The organism is Salinibacterium sp. NSLL17 (genome assembly GCF_015864935.1).
GTDB lineage: Bacteria > Actinomycetota > Actinomycetes > Actinomycetales > Microbacteriaceae > Rhodoglobus.
In genome coordinates this window covers 100229-118936 of record NZ_JADYWH010000003.1, presented here as the reverse complement: position 1 = coordinate 118936, position 18708 = coordinate 100229, and the positions used below count along the sequence as shown (strand labels likewise).

The 18708-nt window shown below is 61.3% G+C and carries 18 protein-coding genes; 14 read left to right on the top strand and 4 right to left on the bottom strand.

Annotated elements, in window-relative coordinates; translation table 11 throughout:
- Positions 1-32 precede the first annotated feature (32 nt).
- The 7 genes from I6E51_RS13490 (at position 33) to rbfA (ending at position 9083) form a co-directional block, all read left to right on the top strand.
- Positions 33-1091 carry an alpha/beta fold hydrolase gene (locus I6E51_RS13490; RefSeq protein ID WP_197110643.1) on the top strand — a complete coding sequence of 353 codons (1059 nt, stop codon included), beginning with the start codon at positions 33-35 and terminating at the stop codon, positions 1089-1091.
- Positions 1092-1131: 40 nt separating this feature from the next.
- Positions 1132-2280 carry a flavodoxin-dependent (E)-4-hydroxy-3-methylbut-2-enyl-diphosphate synthase gene (gene ispG, locus I6E51_RS13485; RefSeq protein ID WP_197110642.1) on the top strand — a complete coding sequence of 383 codons (1149 nt, stop codon included), beginning with the start codon at positions 1132-1134 and terminating at the stop codon, positions 2278-2280.
- Between the two features lie 18 nt (positions 2281-2298).
- Positions 2299-4080, top strand: a complete 1782-nt coding sequence (locus I6E51_RS13480) for a proline--tRNA ligase (protein ID WP_197110641.1) — start codon at positions 2299-2301, stop codon at positions 4078-4080.
- Positions 4081-4155: 75 nt separating this feature from the next.
- The gene (nusA, locus tag I6E51_RS13475) at positions 4156-5154 is read left to right on the top strand and encodes a transcription termination factor NusA (protein ID WP_197108871.1); all 999 of its coding nucleotides are present in this window, start codon (positions 4156-4158) and stop codon (positions 5152-5154) included.
- A gap of 121 nt (positions 5155-5275) precedes the next feature.
- Positions 5276-5566 (top strand): YlxR family protein, encoded by a 291-nt coding sequence (locus tag I6E51_RS13470; protein WP_197108869.1) that lies wholly within the window; start codon positions 5276-5278, stop codon positions 5564-5566.
- A gap of 90 nt (positions 5567-5656) precedes the next feature.
- Positions 5657-8473, top strand: coding sequence for a translation initiation factor IF-2 (gene infB, locus I6E51_RS13465; RefSeq protein ID WP_197110640.1), 2817 nt, complete (start codon positions 5657-5659; stop codon positions 8471-8473).
- A gap of 127 nt (positions 8474-8600) precedes the next feature.
- A complete protein-coding gene (gene rbfA, locus I6E51_RS13460; protein WP_197108865.1) occupies positions 8601-9083 on the top strand; it encodes a 30S ribosome-binding factor RbfA in 483 nt (160 codons plus the stop codon).
- Between the two features lie 39 nt (positions 9084-9122).
- Here the strand turns inward: rbfA and I6E51_RS13455 are convergent, their stop codons facing one another.
- Complete coding sequence (locus I6E51_RS13455; protein WP_307784020.1) at positions 9123-9968, bottom strand: A/G-specific adenine glycosylase; 846 nt, start codon at positions 9966-9968, stop codon at positions 9123-9125.
- A gap of 108 nt (positions 9969-10076) precedes the next feature.
- Positions 10077-11096, bottom strand: coding sequence for a ketopantoate reductase family protein (locus tag I6E51_RS13450; RefSeq protein ID WP_197110638.1), 1020 nt, complete (start codon positions 11094-11096; stop codon positions 10077-10079).
- A gap of 131 nt (positions 11097-11227) precedes the next feature.
- Between I6E51_RS13450 and truB the strand changes: the two genes are divergently transcribed.
- The 4 genes from truB to I6E51_RS13430 are packed head-to-tail and all read left to right on the top strand — an operon-like array spanning position 11228 to position 13960.
- Positions 11228-12202: a tRNA pseudouridine(55) synthase TruB gene (gene truB, locus I6E51_RS13445; RefSeq protein ID WP_197110637.1), complete on the top strand. Its 975-nt coding sequence runs from the start codon at positions 11228-11230 to the stop codon at positions 12200-12202.
- Positions 12195-12563: a hypothetical protein gene (locus I6E51_RS13440; protein ID WP_197108852.1), complete on the top strand. Its 369-nt coding sequence runs from the start codon at positions 12195-12197 to the stop codon at positions 12561-12563. Before truB ends, I6E51_RS13440 begins: the two co-directional genes overlap by 8 nt.
- A 25-nt stretch (positions 12564-12588) precedes the next feature.
- Entirely contained in the window at positions 12589-13002 is a 414-nt protein-coding gene (locus tag I6E51_RS13435) for a hypothetical protein (protein WP_197108850.1), read from the top strand.
- Position 13003: 1 nt separating this feature from the next.
- Positions 13004-13960: a bifunctional riboflavin kinase/FAD synthetase gene (locus I6E51_RS13430; RefSeq protein ID WP_197108848.1), complete on the top strand. Its 957-nt coding sequence runs from the start codon at positions 13004-13006 to the stop codon at positions 13958-13960.
- 10 nt (positions 13961-13970) lie between these two features.
- Here the strand turns inward: I6E51_RS13430 and I6E51_RS13425 are convergent, their stop codons facing one another.
- Positions 13971-14240, bottom strand: coding sequence for a hypothetical protein (locus I6E51_RS13425; RefSeq protein WP_197108846.1), 270 nt, complete (start codon positions 14238-14240; stop codon positions 13971-13973).
- 90 nt (positions 14241-14330) lie between these two features.
- Between I6E51_RS13425 and I6E51_RS13420 the strand changes: the two genes are divergently transcribed.
- The gene (locus I6E51_RS13420; protein ID WP_197110636.1) at positions 14331-15578 is read left to right on the top strand and encodes a CynX/NimT family MFS transporter; all 1248 of its coding nucleotides are present in this window, start codon (positions 14331-14333) and stop codon (positions 15576-15578) included.
- 19 nt (positions 15579-15597) lie between these two features.
- Here I6E51_RS13420 and I6E51_RS13415 read toward each other — a convergent pair whose 3' ends face one another.
- Positions 15598-16560, bottom strand: coding sequence for an ROK family protein (locus tag I6E51_RS13415; protein WP_197110635.1), 963 nt, complete (start codon positions 16558-16560; stop codon positions 15598-15600).
- A gap of 189 nt (positions 16561-16749) precedes the next feature.
- On the opposite strand from I6E51_RS13415, the gene I6E51_RS13410 reads away from it, so the two are divergent.
- A complete protein-coding gene (locus tag I6E51_RS13410; protein WP_197110634.1) occupies positions 16750-17694 on the top strand; it encodes a sugar-binding transcriptional regulator in 945 nt (314 codons plus the stop codon).
- The gene (gene deoC / locus I6E51_RS13405) at positions 17691-18704 is read left to right on the top strand and encodes a deoxyribose-phosphate aldolase (protein ID WP_197108838.1); all 1014 of its coding nucleotides are present in this window, start codon (positions 17691-17693) and stop codon (positions 18702-18704) included. Before I6E51_RS13410 ends, deoC begins: the two co-directional genes overlap by 4 nt.
- Positions 18705-18708 lie beyond the last annotated feature (4 nt).

The following is an 18708-nucleotide window of genomic DNA, read 5'->3' as shown; positions in this document are numbered from 1 at the left end:
CACCCGCAGTTCCACTCACCAAAGGACACACCATGGCTACCCTTCTCGACGGCATCGTTCAGCACAGCGTCACCACACCGCGCATTGTCGCGTCGGTTCTTGAGCGCCCATCCGACACCGCAACGTCGACGGTGGTGTTCGTGCACGGAAACGTCTCGTCGTCGCTGTTCTGGCAGCCGACGATGCTCGCGCTCGATAGCAGTGTTCGCGCGGTGGCGATTGACCTGCGCGGCTTCGGTGACAGCGAAACTCTTCCCGTGGATGCCACCCGCGGCGTTCGCGACTTTTCCGACGACATCGCAGCCGTGCTCGACGCGCTCAGCATCGAGCGTGCGAGCTTTGTCGGCTGGAGCATGGGCGGCGGAGTCGTCATGCAGTTCATGCTCGACCACGCTGACCGTGTCGACACCGTCTCGTTCGTTTCACCGGTCTCGCCCTATGGCTTTGGCGGAACGAAGGGGGCGAATGGCGAGCTCCTCAATCCGGAGTGCTCTGGCACGGGCGGCGGGGGAGCGAACCCCGACTTCGTCGCTCAATTGAACGCGGGCGATGCGGCCGACGATTCGCCGACATCCGCTCGCATGGTGTTCCGTACGGCCTATGTGGCGGATGCCGCAGCCCACACCGAGCACGAAGATCTGTGGGTCGAGTCGATGCTCACGACCGCCACCGGCGACGACAACTACCCTGGCGACTCGGTTGCTGTTGAGCCGTGGCCCGGCTTTGCTCCCGGCGGTCGCGGAGTGCTCAACACCATGACGCCCGACCACTTCAACGTCAGCGGCATTACCGAACTTGCCACCAAGCCGCGCATTTTGTGGGTGCGCGGCCTGCAAGACGCGATTGTGTCGGATGCCTCGGGGTTCGACCTGAACTTTTTGGGGCAGCTTGGCGTGATTCCCGGCTGGCCCGGCGCCGAGGTTGCTCCGCCGCAGCCGATGATCGAGCAGACCCGTGCCGTGTTCGACCAGTACCAGGCCAACGGTGGGCAATACACCGAGTTGGCGTGGGAGAACTGCGGCCACTCAGCACACCTGGAGCGCCCGCAGGAGTTCGTCGATGCACTGACTGCTCACCTCGGCGCGCGCTAGCGTTCCGCTGATGTTCAGGAGTCGGCTTTAGGATGGGTTAGTGCCAGCAATTAATCTCGGAATGCCGAAAGTCCCTGAAGTCCTCGCTCCCCGTCGCAAGACCCGGCAGATCAAGGTCGGTTCAGTAGGCGTCGGCAGCGAGTCACAAGTGAGCGTCCAGTCCATGACGACGACGCAGACCACCAACATTGACGCGACGCTGCAGCAGATTGCCGAACTCACGGCATCCGGTTGTGACATCGTGCGTGTTGCTGTGCCTCATCAGGATGACGCGGATGTTCTGCACATCATTGCGAAGAAAAGCCAGATTCCGGTTATTGCCGACATCCACTTCCAGCCGCGCTACGTGTTCTCGGCGATCGATGCCGGAGTAGGCGCCGTGCGCGTCAACCCGGGCAACATTCGCAAGTTCGACGACAAGGTTGGCGAGATCGCTAAGGCTGCCAAGGATGCGGGCACAAGCCTGCGCATTGGTATCAACGCCGGCTCTCTTGAGCCGAGCCTGCTCCAGAAGTACGGCAAGGCCACCGCAGAAGCGCTCGTAGAGAGCGCTGTCTGGGAGGCAAGCCTCTTCGAAGAGCACGACTTTCACGACTTCAAAATTTCGGTCAAGCACAATGACCCCATCGTCATGGTCAAGGCGTACCGCATGCTCGCAGAGCGCGGCGACTGGCCGCTGCACCTCGGTGTGACCGAGGCGGGCCCGGAGTTCCAGGGCACGATCAAGAGCGCTACGGCGTTCGGCATCCTGCTCTCGGAGGGCATCGGAGACACGATTCGTGTCTCGCTGTCGGCTCCTCCTGTGCAAGAGATCAAGGTAGGCCTGCAAATTCTGCAGTCGCTCAACCTGCGTGAGCGCAAGCTTGAAATCGTCTCGTGCCCCTCGTGTGGTCGTGCGCAGGTCGATGTCTACAAGCTCGCGAACGATGTCACTGAGGGCCTCGAGGGCATGACGGTTCCTCTGCGCGTCGCCGTCATGGGTTGCGTAGTCAACGGACCGGGTGAAGCTCGCGAAGCTGACCTCGGTGTTGCCAGTGGTAACGGCAAGGGCCAGATCTTTGTGAAGGGTGAAGTCATCAAGACTGTTCCCGAAGCAGACATCGTGGCGACCTTGATCGAAGAGGCCAACCGCATCGCAGCAGAGATGCCTGCCGGTGCCACGGGAAGTCCGCAAGTTCTCACCCCGTAGGCGCACTACCATTGAGGCGTGTCTACACGTCTCTCTCAACTCTTTGTCCGCACGCTTCGCGAAGATCCCGTCGATGCTGAAGTAGCAAGCCACCGCCTTTTGGTGCGCGCCGGCTACATCCGTCGTCAGGCTCCCGGTGTTTTTGCGTGGTTGCCACTCGGGCTTAAGGTTCGCCGCAAGATCGAAGCGGTCATCCGTGAAGAACTCGAGTCGTTTGGTGCCCAAGAGGTGTTGTTCCCGGCTCTGCTGCCGCGCGAACCGTATGAGCTCACGGGCCGCTGGACTGAGTACGGTGACGGCATCTTCCGTCTTAAAGACCGCAAAGACGCCGACTACCTGTTGGCACCCACGCACGAAGAGGTCTTCACGCTGCTCGTGAAAGACCTGTACTCGAGCTACAAAGACTTGCCGCTCTCGCTGTACCAAATCCAGGACAAGTACCGCGATGAGGCCCGCCCCCGTGCCGGTCTGCTGCGTGGTCGCGAGTTCTCGATGAAAGACAGCTACTCCTTCGACTACACGGATGCCGGACTCGACGTCTCGTACCAGCAGCACCGTGACGCCTACGAGCGCATCTTCAACCGCTTGGGCCTCGAGTACGTTGTCGTGTCGGCGGATGCCGGTGCGATGGGTGGCTCCAAGAGCGAAGAGTTCCTGCACCCCACCCCCGTCGGCGAAGACACCTTCGTGCGCTCGGCTGGTGGCTACGCCGCCAACGTTGAGGCGTACCGCACGACTGTTCCCGAGGCATTGCCGATTGACGGCCTGCCCGCCCCGCTGATTTTCGATTCGCCGAACACTCCCACGATCGACACTCTTGTTGCTCTCGCTAACGAAGAGCAGCCCCGCGACGATCGTCCTTGGACTGCAGCAGACACGCTCAAGAACATCGTTCTGGCTCTTACCTCGATCGATGGCACGCGCGAGCTCGTCGTCGTCGGTTTGCCCGGTGACCGCGACGTCGATATGAAGCGCGCCGAGGTTGCCTTCGCGCCCGCTGAGGTCGAACCTGCCACGGAAAAAGACTTCGCCGAACTGGCCAAGCTCGAGGGAAACCCCGGCTTCGTCAAGGGCTACATCGGTCCGTGGTCGCCCGAGGGCGCTGTCATCGGCGAGAAGTCGACGACGGGCGTGCGCTTCGTGCTCGACCCCCGCGTCGTTGATGGCACGCAGTGGATCACGGGTGCCAATCTCCACGAAAAGCACGTTCTCGGTCTCGTGGCCGGTCGTGACTTCATCTCTGATGGCACCGTTGAGGTGGCGGATGTCCGTGCCGGCGATCCTGCCCCTGACGGCAGCGGTCCCATTGAGACCGCTCGCGGCATGGAAATCGGTCACGTCTTCCAGCTCGGCCGCAAGTATGCCGAGGTGCTCGGACTAAAGGTTCTCGATGAGAACGGCAAGCTTGTCACCGTCACGATGGGGTCCTACGGAATCGGTGTCACCCGTTTGATGGCGGCCATCGCTGAGACCACGAATGACGGCAAGGGCCTGTTGTGGCCCAAGCAGATCAGCCCCTTCGACGTGCACATCGTTGCGGCAGGCAAGGATGCTGTCGTCTACGAGACCGCTGAAGGGCTTGTCAGCTCGCTCGAGCAGGCCGGCCTTGACGTGCTCTTCGATGATCGCCCGAAGGTCTCGCCCGGGGTGAAGTTCGGCGATGCTGAGCTCCTCGGTGTACCCATGATTGTGATTGTCGGTCGCGATGCCGCCAATGGAATGGTCGAAGTCTGGGATCGCGCGACGAACGAGCGAACGAGCACCCCTGTCGCCGACGTCGTCGCCGCACTCACCACATAAGCCAGCTAAACTAGCAAGTTCGGAGCCGCAGACGGTTCTGAGTCACAACCCCTAAATGAATATCGGAGGTCCTCAATGGATATCGACTTGAGCGTGCTGCGCATGATGGAGCGCGAGCGAGAGATACCGTTCGAAGAACTGGTGCAGATCATTGAGCAGGCGATTTTGAGCGCCTATCTCAAGCACGTTGAGGCTCCCGAAGGTAAGGCTGTCGAAGTACAGCCGACCGCTCGCGTTGTGCTCGACCGCAAAACCGGACACGTCAGTGTCTGGGTCCCTGAGTATGACGAAGAGGGTGCGGTTATTGGCGAGGCTGAAGACAGCCCCAGTGATTTCGGACGTATTGCAGCGTTCGCGGCAAAACAGGTCATCAACCAGCGCTTGCGCGACATTGGTGACGACAAGGTTCTTGGCGAGTTCAAGGGTCGCGAGGGAGACATCGTTGCCGGAGTGATCCAGCAGGGTCCCAACCCGCGCATGATCCACATCGACCTCGGCTCGGTGGAGGCAATCATGCCTCCCGAAGAGCAGGTCCCCAGCGAGGAATACACGCACGGATCACGCATCCGGGTGTACGTCACCGCAGTGAACAAGGGCGACAAGGGGCCGCAGATTACGGTCAGCCGTACCCACCCGTCGCTCGTTCGCAAGCTCTTCGCGCTTGAGGTTCCAGAAATTGCCAGCGGACTGGTAGAAATCACTTCTGTAGCCCGCGAGGCGGGCCACCGCACCAAGATGGCGGTTCGGGCAACCGAGACCGGCATCAACGCGAAGGGTTCGTGCATTGGCGAGCTCGGCCAGCGTGTGCGGGCAGTAACGGCGGAGCTCAACAACGAGAAAATCGACATCGTCGACTACTCCGAGAACCTGGCCACGTTTGTTGCTAATGCTCTCTCGCCCGCCAAGGTATCGAGCTCCTTCGTGATCGATGAGGCCACCAAGGCAGTGCGTGCCCTCGTGCCCGACTACCAACTGTCATTGGCGATTGGCAAGGAAGGGCAAAACGCCCGACTGGCTGCCAAGCTCACCGGCGCGCGCATCGACATCCAGCCCGACTCGATTCTCGACGACTAATAGTCGTTCGCCTGGCTCTCCCCTCAGCGCAGTGTGCTGAGGGGAGAGCCAGTAGCGTTCCATCGCCGCGTGCGCTCAGTGTCGGGCGCGGGGGAGTGCGGGATTGCAGAGTAGGGGTATCATGGAAGCAGTAAGAACGTGTATTGGCTGTCGCGCGAGCGCCAGCAGATCCTCGTTACTGAGGGTTATCGCATCTCACGGTGCGGTTGTGGCCGACCATTCGGCCACACTTCCGGGTCGCGGTGCGTGGCTTCATCCCACAACCACGTGTTTTGAGTCTGCAATCAAACGCAGAGCTTTTGCACGTGCGTTGAAGGTGGAACCACCGCTAGATACCGGAGCACTTCTTTCAGTGTTAGCTGAATATGAGGCGGGACATCAACCGATGTCCCCTAACGAACAGGCTGATTGACCTATGGACAACTAATGAGCGGCTCGAAATGAGTTCCGTCCGTAATTAGTGGTCTGCCCCTGTCTGGGAGCAGACCCAGACAGGAGAAAAGTGGCTGCAAAACCACGCGTACACGAAGTCGCCGCCGAAGCTGGCGTCGATAGCAAGGCTGCTCTAGCGAAGCTCAAAGAAATGGGCGAATTCGTTAAGGGCCCGTCATCGAGCATTGAGCCCCCCGTCGCACGACGGTTGAAGGCTGCACTCGAAGCTGACGCAGCGAAAGCACCGGCAGAGCCGGAGAAGCCCAAGGCTGCTCCCAAGGCCGCGCCGAAGGCTGCCGCTAAAGCGACACCGAAGCCCAAAACTCCGATGCCAAGCGCGCCGACCCCAGCACCTGTTGCTGAGGAAGCACCCGCAGCAGCACCGGAGCCCGAGCACACTGCTGAACCAGAAGAAGGCGCGGCTCCCGCTCCTCTGACGGTTGCCGAGCGTCAAGCTCAGGCACTGGCTGCTGAAAAGGCACTGGCCGCAGAAAAGGCTTCTGCCGAGTCTGGTGCAAAGCCCGAGGGCGGCGCAGCAGATGCTCCCAACCCTTCCTCTGTTCCTCGTCCGGGTACTCCCCGTCCGGGAAACAACCCTTTCGCCTCCAATCAAGGCATGGGGCGTCCCGCACCTGCCGGTGGCGCAAGCTCGATTCCTCGTCCCGGCGCTCCGCGTCCGGGCTTGCCTCGTCCTGGCGCTCCGCGTCCGGGGGCACCTCGTCCCGGTTCGCCGCGCCCAGGTTCACCTCGTCCCGGTGCACCTCGTCCGGGTGGACCCGGTCAGGGTCAGCGCCCCGGTGGCTTCGGTCAGCGTCCAGGCGGTCCTGCTGGAGCAGGAGCCGGCGCACGCCCAGGTGGAGCTGGTGGCGGATTCCGTCCCGGTGGAGCACCAGGAAACAACTTTGGGCCTAACCGTCCACCAGCCGGCGGTCGCGGTCGCGGTCCCGGCGGAGGCACCGCAGGTGCTTTCGGTCGCGGTGGCGGCAAGAGCAAGGCACGCAAGTCCAAGCGGGCGAAGCGGGCAGAGTTCGAACTGAGAGAAGCACCGTCGCTTGGTGGCGTTAGCGTCCCCCGCGGAAACGGCAAGGAAGTTATTCGCCTTCGCCGTGGTGCATCGATCACCGACTTTGCCGACAAGATCGACACGAGCCCCGGAAACCTCGTCACCGTACTGTTCCACTTGGGACAGATGGCGACAGCGACCGAGTCTCTCGACGAGGCAACGTTCGACATCCTCGGTGAAGAACTTGGCTTCAAGATCGAAATGGTCTCGCCAGAAGAAGAAGACCGCGAGTTGTTGCTCGGCTTCGACATGGACCTCTCTCAAGAACTCGAAGACGAATCAGACGACGAACTCGTCATCCGTCCTCCCGTTGTTACCGTCATGGGTCACGTCGACCACGGTAAGACCAAGCTGCTTGACGCCATCCGTAACGCCAACGTTGTTGCTGGCGAAGCCGGCGGCATCACGCAGCACATTGGTGCTTACCAGGTCGTCAAGGAGCACGACGGTATCGAACGTCCGATCACCTTCATTGACACCCCGGGTCACGAAGCGTTCACCGCTATGCGTGCTCGTGGTGCTCAGGTCACCGACGTTGCCATCCTCGTGGTTGCAGCAGACGACGGAATCATGCCCCAGACGGTTGAAGCACTCAACCACGCTCAGGCAGCAAACGTTCCGATCGTTGTCGCGATCAACAAGATCGATAAAGAGGGTGCAAACCCGGCCAAGGTGCGCCAGCAGCTCACCGAATTCGGCCTCGTTGCAGAAGAGTACGGCGGAGACACCATGTTCATGGATGTCTCGGCGCTCAACAAGGTCGGTATCACCGAGCTTCTTGACGCAGTGCTCCTGACAGCGGATGCCGGACTCGACCTGCGTGCAAACCCCAACAAGGACGCTCGTGGTGTCGCGATTGAAGCCAAGCTCGACAAGGGTCGCGGTGCTGTTGCTACCGTGCTCATCCAGTCGGGAACACTTGAAATCGGAGACCCCATCGTTGCGGGTACCGCTTACGGTCGCGTTCGTGCCATGTTCGACGAGAATGGTGGATCGGTTACTCACGCGGAGCCTTCGCGCCCCGTTGCCGTACTCGGTCTGACTTCAGTACCCAAGGCCGGCGACGTGTTCTTGGTTACCGACGACGACCGCATGGCCCGCCAGATCGCTGAAAAGCGCGAAGCAGCAGAGCGCAACGCAATGCTCGCTCGTAGCCGCAAGCGCATCAGCCTCGAGGACTTCACGAAGGCCCTCGAAGACGGCAAGGTCGAATCGCTCAACCTCATCATCAAGGGTGACGTATCGGGTGCTGTTGAAGCCCTCGAAGAGTCGCTGCTCAAGATTGATGTTGATGACTCGGTTCAGCTGCGCATCATCCACCGCGGTGTCGGTGCTGTTACCGAAAGCGACATCAACCTCGCCACGGTCGACAACGCCATCATCATTGGATTCAACGTTCGCCCCGACCCGAAGGCACGCGAGCGCGCCGTTCGCGAAGGTGTCGATGTGCGCTTCTACTCGGTCATCTACGCCGCACTTGAAGACGTTGAGAACTCGCTCAAGGGAATGCTCAAGCCTGAATTTGAAGAAGTTCAGTCGGGTGTTGCTGAGATCCGCGAGATCTTCCGTTCCTCCAAGGTCGGAAACATCGCTGGTGTCATCGTGCGTTCGGGAACGATCACGCGAAACGCCAAGGCACGAGTTATCCGCGAAGGTGTCGTCGTTGGCGACAACCTCGCGATCGACTCGCTGCGTCGCTTCAAGGATGACGTCACTGAAGTTCGTACCGACTACGAAGCCGGTATCGGACTTGGTAAGTTCAACGACATCCAAATCGGTGACGAGATCGAGACAATTGAAATGAAGGAAAAGCCGCGAGTCTAATCTCGCTGGCTTATGACGGCACCCAGGTCAGGAAGCGGAGCTACGCAGGCTCCGCACGCTTCCTGACCTGGGTGCCGTCAACGCCTCGGTTATTCTCGAGGCAGCAAAAGTTATAGAAGGAGTAGAGATGGTTGACGCAGCTCGTGCCGCGAAAATGGCCGACCGTATCAAAGTGATCGTTGCCAAAACGCTTGAGCGTGGCATCCGAGACCCGCGCCTCGGCTTTGTCACCATCACTGACGTCCGGGTAACCGGCGACCTCCAGCATGCCTCGGTCTTCTACACGGTGTACGGCACCGACGAAGAACGCAGCGACAGCGCAGCGGCTCTCAAATCGGCCACCGGCCTCGTGCGCCGTGAAGTGGGCAAGAACATTACAGCCCGCCTGACGCCGTCTATCGAGTTCATTGCCGACGGAATCCCCGAGAACGCTGCCCTCATTGAGTCGCTCCTGACGGAAGCGCAGCAGCGCGACGCCTCAGTTGAAGTACTCAAGAAGACCGCACGCTACGCGGGGGACGAAGATCCTTACGTTAAGCCTCGCGATCTCGCCGCCGAAGAAGAAGCCGCAGGCTTTGACGACGACGAGGATGACACCACTCACGCCTAGCGACTGCCGCGTGCCGGCAGAGCGGCTGATTCACGCCCGTTAGGGCAGTACGTAGCCCGAGTCCTCAGCGACGGCGAGTCCGTCTTTCAGGAGACCTGCTAGTGCGCGCTCACGCTGTTCGGCATCCGCCCACACCTGCGTGATTTCGTCTGCGGTGACCGGCACATCGCTGGCCCGAAGCTCGGCAAGGATCAGACCGCGCACTTGCCGGTCTGAGCCCTCAAACTTTTTCTGCACGACCTGCCGTTTGCCCTCATAGGCCGGGTAACCGGCAGCACGCCACGCGCACAGTTCGCGCACCGGGCATTGCTCGCATAGCGGTTTCTTGGCCGTGCACACGATCGCGCCCAGTTCCATGACGGCGGCATTTGTGAGTGGAGAGGCAGCCCGGTCATCCGGGAGCAGCTGCTCCATGGCTGCGAGGTCTCGTGTGCTCGAGGGCGGGCCGGCTTCGCCCTCGCCGTTGACGGCCCGGGCGATCACCCGCCGCACATTGGTGTCAACGACCGGATGATGGTGGCCGTAGGCGAACACGGCGACAGCGCGAGCCGTGTAGTCGCCGATCCCGGGCAGCGCCAGCAGGGTCGGCACATCCTCGGGAACCACGTTGTTGTGCTGCTCCGCGATGGCGGTTGCGGCGGCGTGCAGGTTGAGGGCACGGCGCGGGTACCCGAGGCGTTCCCACGCCCGAACAGCGTCGCCAGGGGCGGAAGCGGCGAGGGCGGCGGGCGATGGCCAGCGTTCGAGCCACTGTTCGAGCCGTGGGATCACGCGAACGACCGGGGTTTGCTGGAGCATGATCTCGCTCACGAGGATTCCCCACGCGCCGAAGCCGTCGTGTCGCCAGGGCAGATCGCGGCCATATTCGACGAACCAGTCACCGATGAGCCTGGCGAGTTCAGCGCGGTCGGCCGTCGTGGTTTCTGCGGTCACGGAGGTTTGTCGGTTTCGTCGGGGTCGTGGGGTGCGTTGTGTGGGGCTGTGGAGCGCTGGCTAACGCGTGGAGGGAGGCGTGGTGTCGAGCGCAGCGAATCGCGCGGCAACATCCTCCGTGGTCAGAAAATTGCCGGTCTCTTCGACGCCGTGAACAAGTTCGACCATCAGTGCGTTGAGGGGAGCGGCACGGTTCAGTTCGTCAGCGGCACGCACCACGGCACCGTTGAGGGCATCCACTTCACTGGGTTGACCGCGACGAATGCTCTGCAGCGTCGAGCCAGGATTGGGGGTGCGCCCCATTCGCCGGCTCATGAGCAGGGGGATGATCTGACCGAGCCACAGCGGTGACCGTGCCAGATTACGAAGGCGTCGGTGGGAGAGCCCCTGAAGCGTCTCGAAGCGGATGCCGGCGGCAAGGGCAGTGCGTGCTGTTTCGCGCATGCTCGCGGTCATTATCTGTCGCAGCAAGGGCTCTTCGATGACGTCTTGCACGCTACGGCCAGTAACCGCAGGCAGCGCATTGACTTGGTTGATGACGAGCTTTGTCCACTGCGCACCGCGAAAGTTGGACACAGCGAAGGTCGGCATGACCGCGTTGAGCGCGTTTGCGGCATAACGTGCTGGCACATCGTTGTCTCCGGCAACACCCAAATAGCTGGGGCCAGCGGCGGTGACATGGATGGTGCCGGGGGAGAGGAACGAGGAGGCGAAGGTGGCGAGCCCGCCGATGATGTCTGAGCGCGGGGAGGCGTAGGTGGCAACATCGAGCGAGTCGAGGCCGTTTTGAAAGATGACAACGGGAAGGTCACGCAAAAAGCGAATGTTCTCGCGAATCGCTTCTTCGGCGTCGTGCGCTTTTGTGGCGACGATCACGAGCTCGTTGATGCGGCTGAGGGTGCCAGAGGCACGCACGCGAGAAACGCTGTCGCCCCACGCGCCGGTGAGGGTGAGGCCCGATTCGCGGATGGCGCGGAGGTGAGCTCCCCGTGCCGTCACTTCGACATCATTGCCAGCGCGCGCGAGCAACGCTGCTATTGCACCGCCAACGGCACCCGCCCCAATAACGCCGATTCGCATAGGGGAAGTCTAGGCGTACTGCGTGAACATTTTTCGTGACCGACGCAATGGAGCGCCGCACATCGACCGCGTCAGAATTGGCTAAAGTTGTGGGGCTGCCCATCCGGGGCACCCGTGCGGAAAGGAATGTCATGGCTAAGCCGCCGCGCAATCCGACGAGCGGGATTCTGTTCGTGGATAAGCCTCAAGGCATCACGAGCCATGGCGTGATCTCACGGGCCCGCAAATCAGTGGGCACCCGCAAGATCGGGCACGCCGGAACGCTTGACCCGATGGCCACCGGGCTCCTTGTGCTCGGCGTCAACAATGCGACTCGCCTGCTCACGTATCTCGTCGGGCTCGACAAGCAGTACACCGCCACGATTCGTTTGGGGGCATCGTCAAACACTGACGACGCTGAGGGCGAACTCTCTGAGACCGCGGATGCCGCGGCTCTCGCTGCCGTCTCCGACGATGCCATCGCGCACGCCGTCACCAATCTCACTGGCGCTATCTCGCAGCGCCCCAGTTCCGTGAGCGCCATCAAGGTAGATGGTCGCCGCGCGTACACGTTGGCTCGCGCGGGCGAAGAGGTCGTGCTCGCTGAGCGAGCGGTCACGGTTTCTGCTTTCGAGGTGCTGGAGATTGCGCGCGGAGAGTTCATCGATGTGAAGGTTCGAGTGGATTGTTCCTCCGGCACCTACATCCGCGCTCTTGCTCGCGATATGGGGGAGGCGCTGGGAGTTGGCGGTCACCTGACGGTGCTGCGTCGCACTCGGGTTGGGCCGTTCTCCGTCGAGGAGGCGAGTGCTGTCGATGAGGACCTTGAAACGAAGCTCGTGGCGCCGGCCGTCGTGGCCCGAGTGCTCTTTGACACTGTTGAGCTCGATGATGAGCAGGCTGCTGATTTGGCGCAGGGCAAGCAAATTGCTTTGGAGCCCCAGGGCGAGGGGGCACTTGCGGCGCTCAACTCAGAGGGCCGCTTAGTCGGCCTCCTCGAAATTGTTGATGGTCGCGCCCGAATCCTCTCGAATTTTCGACCGGATGCCGAGCCAGCAGCGCCTGAGCTTCTGGTGACGGGCGACGGCGAGTCCGCCTCTGAGGAAGGAACCCCGAACAATGGTTGAGTGGTTTGTGTGGGTTCAGATCGTTGTGGCGGTCACCGCAGGCCTTGGCGCCGTGATTGTCGGCTTCGCGCGAGTGAAGCCCAATGATTACACCCTGGGGGCAACGTTGCTGGTTGAGCTGTTGCTCATCGTCCAACTGGTCATGGCGATCATTGCGCCGTTGCTCGGGAACGTGGCGACGGGTAGTTCTCTAGAGTTCTGGATCTACTTGGTCTCGGCCATCCTGATCCCTCCCGCAGCGGTCATGTGGGGGCTTATCGAGCGCAACCGCTGGAGCACGGTGATCTTGGGGGTGGCGTGTTTGTCGATCGCCATCATGGTTTACCGCATGAGCCAAATCTGGTTTGTGCAATTGGCCTAGCCGAGAGCGCCTAAAGTTGAATGTGATGACTAGGAAAGCTTCTTCGACTGCCTCGGGCATCGGCCGAGTGCTGATCGCCGTTTATGCGGTGATGGCGCTGGGCGCTACCGCTCGGTCACTGTTTCAAATCGCTACCAAGTTCGATGAGGCGCCCGTGGCGTATCTGTTGTCTGGTCTTGCGGGGCTTGTCTACATCGTTGCCACTGTCGCGCTCATTCGCTCGGGTCGTGTCTGGTTCCGCGTCGCTGTGATCGCGATCGTGTTTGAACTTGTCGGAGTGATTACCGTCGGAATCCTCAGTCTCGTGGATGCCGTGTTGTTCCCGGCAGATACTGTCTGGTCTGCTTTCGGTGCCGGCTACCTCTTCGTGCCTCTCGCTCTTCCGGTGCTTGGCCTTATCTGGCTGTATCGGGTGCGTCGTGCTGAGGGGAGACGCTGACATGGATGTTTTCGATTCAATTGACGCTGTTCCCGCGACCTTTGGTCCGGTTGCCGTCACCATCGGCAAGTTTGATGGCGTGCACAGCGGGCACCGTGCGGTGTTGGCGCGGTTGCGCGCGGTTGCCGCCGAACGCGGTTTGCGCTCTGTTGTGGTGACGTTTGACCGCAATCCGATGAGCCTGTTGAACCCTGCAGCGTGCCCGCAACCCTTGCTGAGCAAGGAGCAGAAGCTGGAACGACTGGCCACGACCGACGTCGACGCCGCTCTTGTCTTGACCTTTGACCGTGCCCTCAGCGAAGTCTCGGCTGACGACTTTGTCGCGACGGTGCTCGCGGGGGCGCTCGATACCAAGGTTGTTCTCGTCGGGGCCGATTTCCGTTTCGGCGCTCGCGGCGCTGGCGATGTCGCCCTGCTTCGCACTCTGGGCAATAACCATGGTTTTGACGTCGTCGTCATCGATGACATTGCTCTTGAGGAAGGGCGTCGCGTCTCGTCAACCTTTGTGCGCGAGCTTCTCTCCGAGGGTCGCGTGGCCGAAGCGGGGCAATTGCTCACCGCCCCACACTCGGTGCGCGGCGTGGTGGTGCTCGGCCAGCAACGCGGACGAGAGCTCGGGTATCCGACCGCCAATTTGGATCGAAACTCTGAGGGTTTCATTCCCGCTGATGGCGTGTATGCGGCCTGGCTTGTGGTTGACGGGGTTCGCTTTGCGTCCGCGGTTTCTATCGGCAATAACCCGACTTTTGATGGGGTGCCCGAGAAGCAGGTTGAAGCGCACGCGCTCGACCAAGATTTCGATATCTATGGCAAGCGTGTCGAAATCGAGTTTGTGGAATACGTTCGCGGCATGGTCAAGTACACGACAGTTGATGCTCTTATCGAGCAAATGTGCCTTGATGAGATTGCGGTGAGAGAAATCTTGGGCGTCTCGGCAAAAAAGACGCCCAAGAAATAGTTCTTGAGGGTTAGCCCTTGATGAGCTTGTTGAGGGGAACCTTGACGCCGTTCTTGAGGTTCTCCACGATGTCATCGGGCACATCGCCGATGATCGGCAGGTTGAGGTCTTTGGCCCAGTTCGCGACAGTCTCGAGGATCGTATCGGTGTCGAGACCTTTGAGGGTCGGCTGGATGCCTTCCCAGATGGGCTCTAGAGCGTCAGTGTCAAGACCCTTGCCTTTGACGAGATCGCCGACGACGTCGCCGATGTCACCGAGATCGAATCCGCTGTTACCCATATTTATCTCCCTGAGATGCCAGCCGACACGAGTTGTCGGCGATACCCACCATCGTAGAGGTAGGGCTTTTCACGACGTAGACTCGTGCGAATGACTACCCCCACGCGCACCCTCTGGAGGGGGCGCATTCTTGCGCTTGCTGGCATCCTGTTCGTCGCTTTGAATGTGCGAACCGCGGTTGCCGCTATTTCGCCGATTATCGGCGTGATCGAAAACGATATTCCGATCTCGAGCCTAGGCCTAGGGATGCTCGGGATGTTGCCGCCGATCGCTTTTGCGATCGCCGGAGTCGCGGCGCCAGCGCTCGCTCGCGCCCGCGGTCTTGACGCGGGACTGCTCATTGCGGCGGCGGCCATGGTTGCCGGTTCGAGCTTGCGTGCCGTCAGCGATAACTACATCGTGCTTGCGATCGGCAGTTTTGTCGCGCTTGCGGGAATGGGAATCGGCAACGTGCTGCTGCCTCCCGCTGTCAAAAAGTATTTCCCCGACCGTTTAGCGACGGTAACGGGCGGTTATGTCGTGCTCATCTCGCTTGGCGCCGCGATTCCGGCGTTCTTCGCAGCACCGATCGCCGACGCCTCTGGCTGGCGTGTGTCCGTTGCGGTGTGGGCTGCTCTCGCGCTTACCGCGTTCGTCCCGTGGCTCGTACTGACGCTGCGGGGGCGCCACGCCAAGCGTCGGGCTGTGAACGACGAGAGTGTACTGCCGCTGACACCGCATATTTCGGTGTGGGCCGTCGCGAAGTCGCGAACGGCGTGGGCCATCACGATCGCCTTCGGAGTCTCATCGATCGCGTTCTACTCGTTCTTTGCGTGGTTGCCAGAGATTCTTATCGAGTCCGCTCAGTTCACCCCGGTCGAAGCAGGGGCAATGCTGTCTCTCTTTGGGCTCATCGGCATTCCGCTCGGCATCCTGAGCCCTATTCTTGCCAGCCGCGTACAGAACATCGGTGTTGTCATTGCCGGGGGAGTGTTTGCCGGCGTGATTGGCTTCACCGGTCTTGCGTTCGCCCCCACGGTCGCCACCTGGCTGTGGGTCGTGCTCGTTGGAATCAGTTCGATCCTGTTCCCGTTGTGCCTCGTGCTCATCAACCTGCGTACGAGAAGCCATGAAGGTTCGGCAGCCCTCAGCGGCTTCGTGCAGAGCGTTGCCTACTCAGTGGCGGCGCTTGGCCCGTTTGCTGTCGCTCTCGTGCGTGAGCTCAGCGGCGGCTGGGTTTGGCCCTTGATGTTCTTGCTCGTCACAAGTCTGCTCGCGCTTATCAGCGCTGTCATGCTCGCCCGCCCCAGTTTCGTCGAAGACGAGATCGACTTTCCGGCAGCGGCTCTCGACGATTAACCGGCGCGCGGCTAGTTGACTAGTCGCCGAGAGCTGACGTGCTCAGCCGTTCGGGGTGGTGCACGAGAGAGGCGGCGCCGATAAGGGGTCCATCGCTGGAGAGCCCGGACGCGACGACGCGCACCTTCGTAATGAACGGGAAGGGCGCTCGATCGGTGATCGCGTCCGCAACAAGATCGATGTAGTCGGCGGCAACGTGCGAGAAGCCGCCACCGATTGCGACGAGCTCAAGATCAACGAGTGCGGTGGCCGAGGCGATTCCGTGGCCAACGGCACGCGCCGAGCGGCGTACTGCGGCGATCGCAATGTCGTTTCCTGCGGCGTAGTCGGCAGACAGCTCTTCGCCGGTGGTGCCAGTCCAGCCCTGCGATTGTGCCCATTCAACGGTTTTGGGGCCAGCGGCGACTGCTTCGACGCAGCCTGTTCCGCCACACCCGCAGATGACAGTTTCTCCGCCAACTTCGACGTGACCGAAATGGCCGCCGTTACCCGTGGGACCGTCGATGAGCTGATTGTCGAGGATGAGCCCGCCGCCGACGCCGGTGGAGACGACCATGCCCATGAAGTACTTCACTCCCTGAGCGGCACCGACCCAGTGTTCTGCCAGTGCGATGCAGTTGCCATCGCCGCGCAGCGACACCGTGAGCCCTGGCAATTCTTCTTCGACAAGGGCGCGAACGCCGAAGTCACGCCACGCGGGCAAGTTCAAGGGGGAGACCTCACCGCGGGACACCGAGATGGGGCCAGCGCTGCCGATGCCAGCACCGAGCAGCTCCGCGCCATCCGGAAGCTCAGCGATCGACTGTCGCACGACCGTGCGCACGCTGTCAGCGAGCTGAGCGCTGGAGGAGGCGCGGCCCGTTGGCGCGCGAAAGCGGCTCGGGGTGAGAACGACGCCGTGGGGGTCGACGAGAGCGGCTTCGACTTTGGTTCCGCCAATATCAATGGCAAGGGCATAGCGATTCGATGTGGTGGTGGTCACGGCATCCACCTTATTGGGTTCGAGGGGTGGTCATGGTGCACCTGTGGACGTTCGTGTGGTGTTCAGCTTGGGGGTGTTTGCTGCTCGTGTGCGCACTCGCGTCGGCCACTTGCTGCTCATCTGAGCAAGTGGCCCCGCATATGTTGCAGCTCGGTGTCCGTGACTCTATCGTTGAAGCAGGAGGCAGCAGTGGATGAATCAACCGAACTCTTGGCCGTGCGCGTCGCCGAGCTCTATTACGAAGAGAACAAGACGCAAGACGAAGTCGGCGCCCTCCTCGGAATAACCCGCTGGAAAGTGGGCCGCCTACTCACTCGCGCTCGCGAAGCCGGAATTGTTCGTATTGAGATCGTGCACCCCCGAGCCCGCCGGCTGGATATCGAACGTCAGTTGCGAGACCGCTTTGGCCTCAAAGATGCGGTTGTTGTTCCGCTTCCCGCCGAAGACGAAGAAGTGAGCCCTCGCGTGGCTCAGGCTGCGGCTGACTACCTCGCTGCTGTGCGCCCCATTCCTCGCACTCTCGGCGTGAGCTGGGGCCGCACCCTTGACGAGGTCGCTCGTTTGCTCGCTGACGGCTGGACCATCGGTGTGCAAGTAGTACAGATCAACGGCGGAGTGAGCCTCAACAGCAAGCAGGGAACCGCCGCTCAGACCGCAGTGACCATTGCGCAAAAGGGACACGGTCAAGCAACGCTGCTGCCGATCCCCGCGATTCTTGAGCAGGTCGAAACGAAGCGTGCGATTGAACGTGACCGCACGGTGGCGAGTGTGCGCGCGCTGGGTGCTTCGGCATCCGCGTATCTCTATAGCGCTGGTGTTGCTGGGGCTAGTTCCGTGCACGTCGATAGCGGCTACCTCACTGAGAGCGATGTTGACGAGCTCGTGGCTAAGGGAGCGGTTGGCGACGTTGTCGGCCGCTATATCGATAGCGCAGGCGAGATTGTCGATTCGGCACTCGACGAACGAACCGTCGGTATCGGCCTTGATGAGCTCCGTGCCGCTGAGCACGCAATTTTTGTCGTCGCTGGCGACGCTAAACATGACGTCGCGCGCGCCGTCGTTACGAGTGGGCTGTGTTCCGTCATCGTCACCGATGAGGCCACCGCTCACGCCCTTCTGGAGGAAACAACATGACAATCGAATCGGCCATCGCGCTCGCTCCTGCTGAGCGCGCGGTCAATCTCATCGGAGCAGACCTGACCGAGAAATCTCTCAAGCTTCACCTTGAGGGGCTCCCGGGCGTCGACGCGGTCGGTCTTGAGCAGCGTGCCGCAGCGCTCGGCACCCGCTCGATCAAAACCACGTCAAAGGCCTGGGCTCTCGACACCATCATCAAGCTCATCGACCTCACCACGCTTGAGGGCGCAGACACCCCTGGCAAGGTTCGCTCACTCGCGGCCAAGGCTGTGTTGCCGGATGCTTCGGATGCCTCGACCCCTCAGGTCGCTGCTGTCTGCGTGTATGGCGACATGGTTCCTTACGCGGCCGAAGCCCTCGGGTCATCGTGGTCAAACGGTTCAGACAACGGAATCAACGTTGCTGCCGTCGCCACCGCGTTCCCGAGCGGACGCTCGTCGTTGCCGATCAAGATCATGGACACCAAAGAAGCCGTCGCTAACGGCGCAGACGAAATCGACATGGTCATCGACCGTGGCGCCTTCCTCTCCGGCAAGTACGGTGTCGTCTTCGATCAGATCGTTGCTGTCAAAGAAGCCTGCCGCCGCGAAAACGGCACCTACGCTCACCTCAAGGTGATTTTGGAGACCGGCGAGCTCAACACCTACGACAACGTTCGCCGCGCATCCTGGCTGGCAATTCTGGCCGGGGGAGACTTCATCAAGACGTCAACCGGAAAGGTCGCGCCAGCAGCGACTTTGCCCGTCACCCTCCTCATGCTTGAGGTTGTGCGCGACTGGCACTTGCTCACCGGCGAAAAGATCGGGGTGAAGCCGGCTGGCGGCATCCGCAGCTCGAAGGATGCCATCAAGTACCTCGTCACGGTCGCTGAAACGGTGGGCGAGGAATGGCTTCAGCCGCACCTGTTCCGTTTCGGAGCATCCAGTCTTCTCAATGACGTTCTCATGCAGCGTCAGAAGCTCACCACCGGCCACTACTCCGGCCCCGACTACGTCACGATTGACTAAGGCA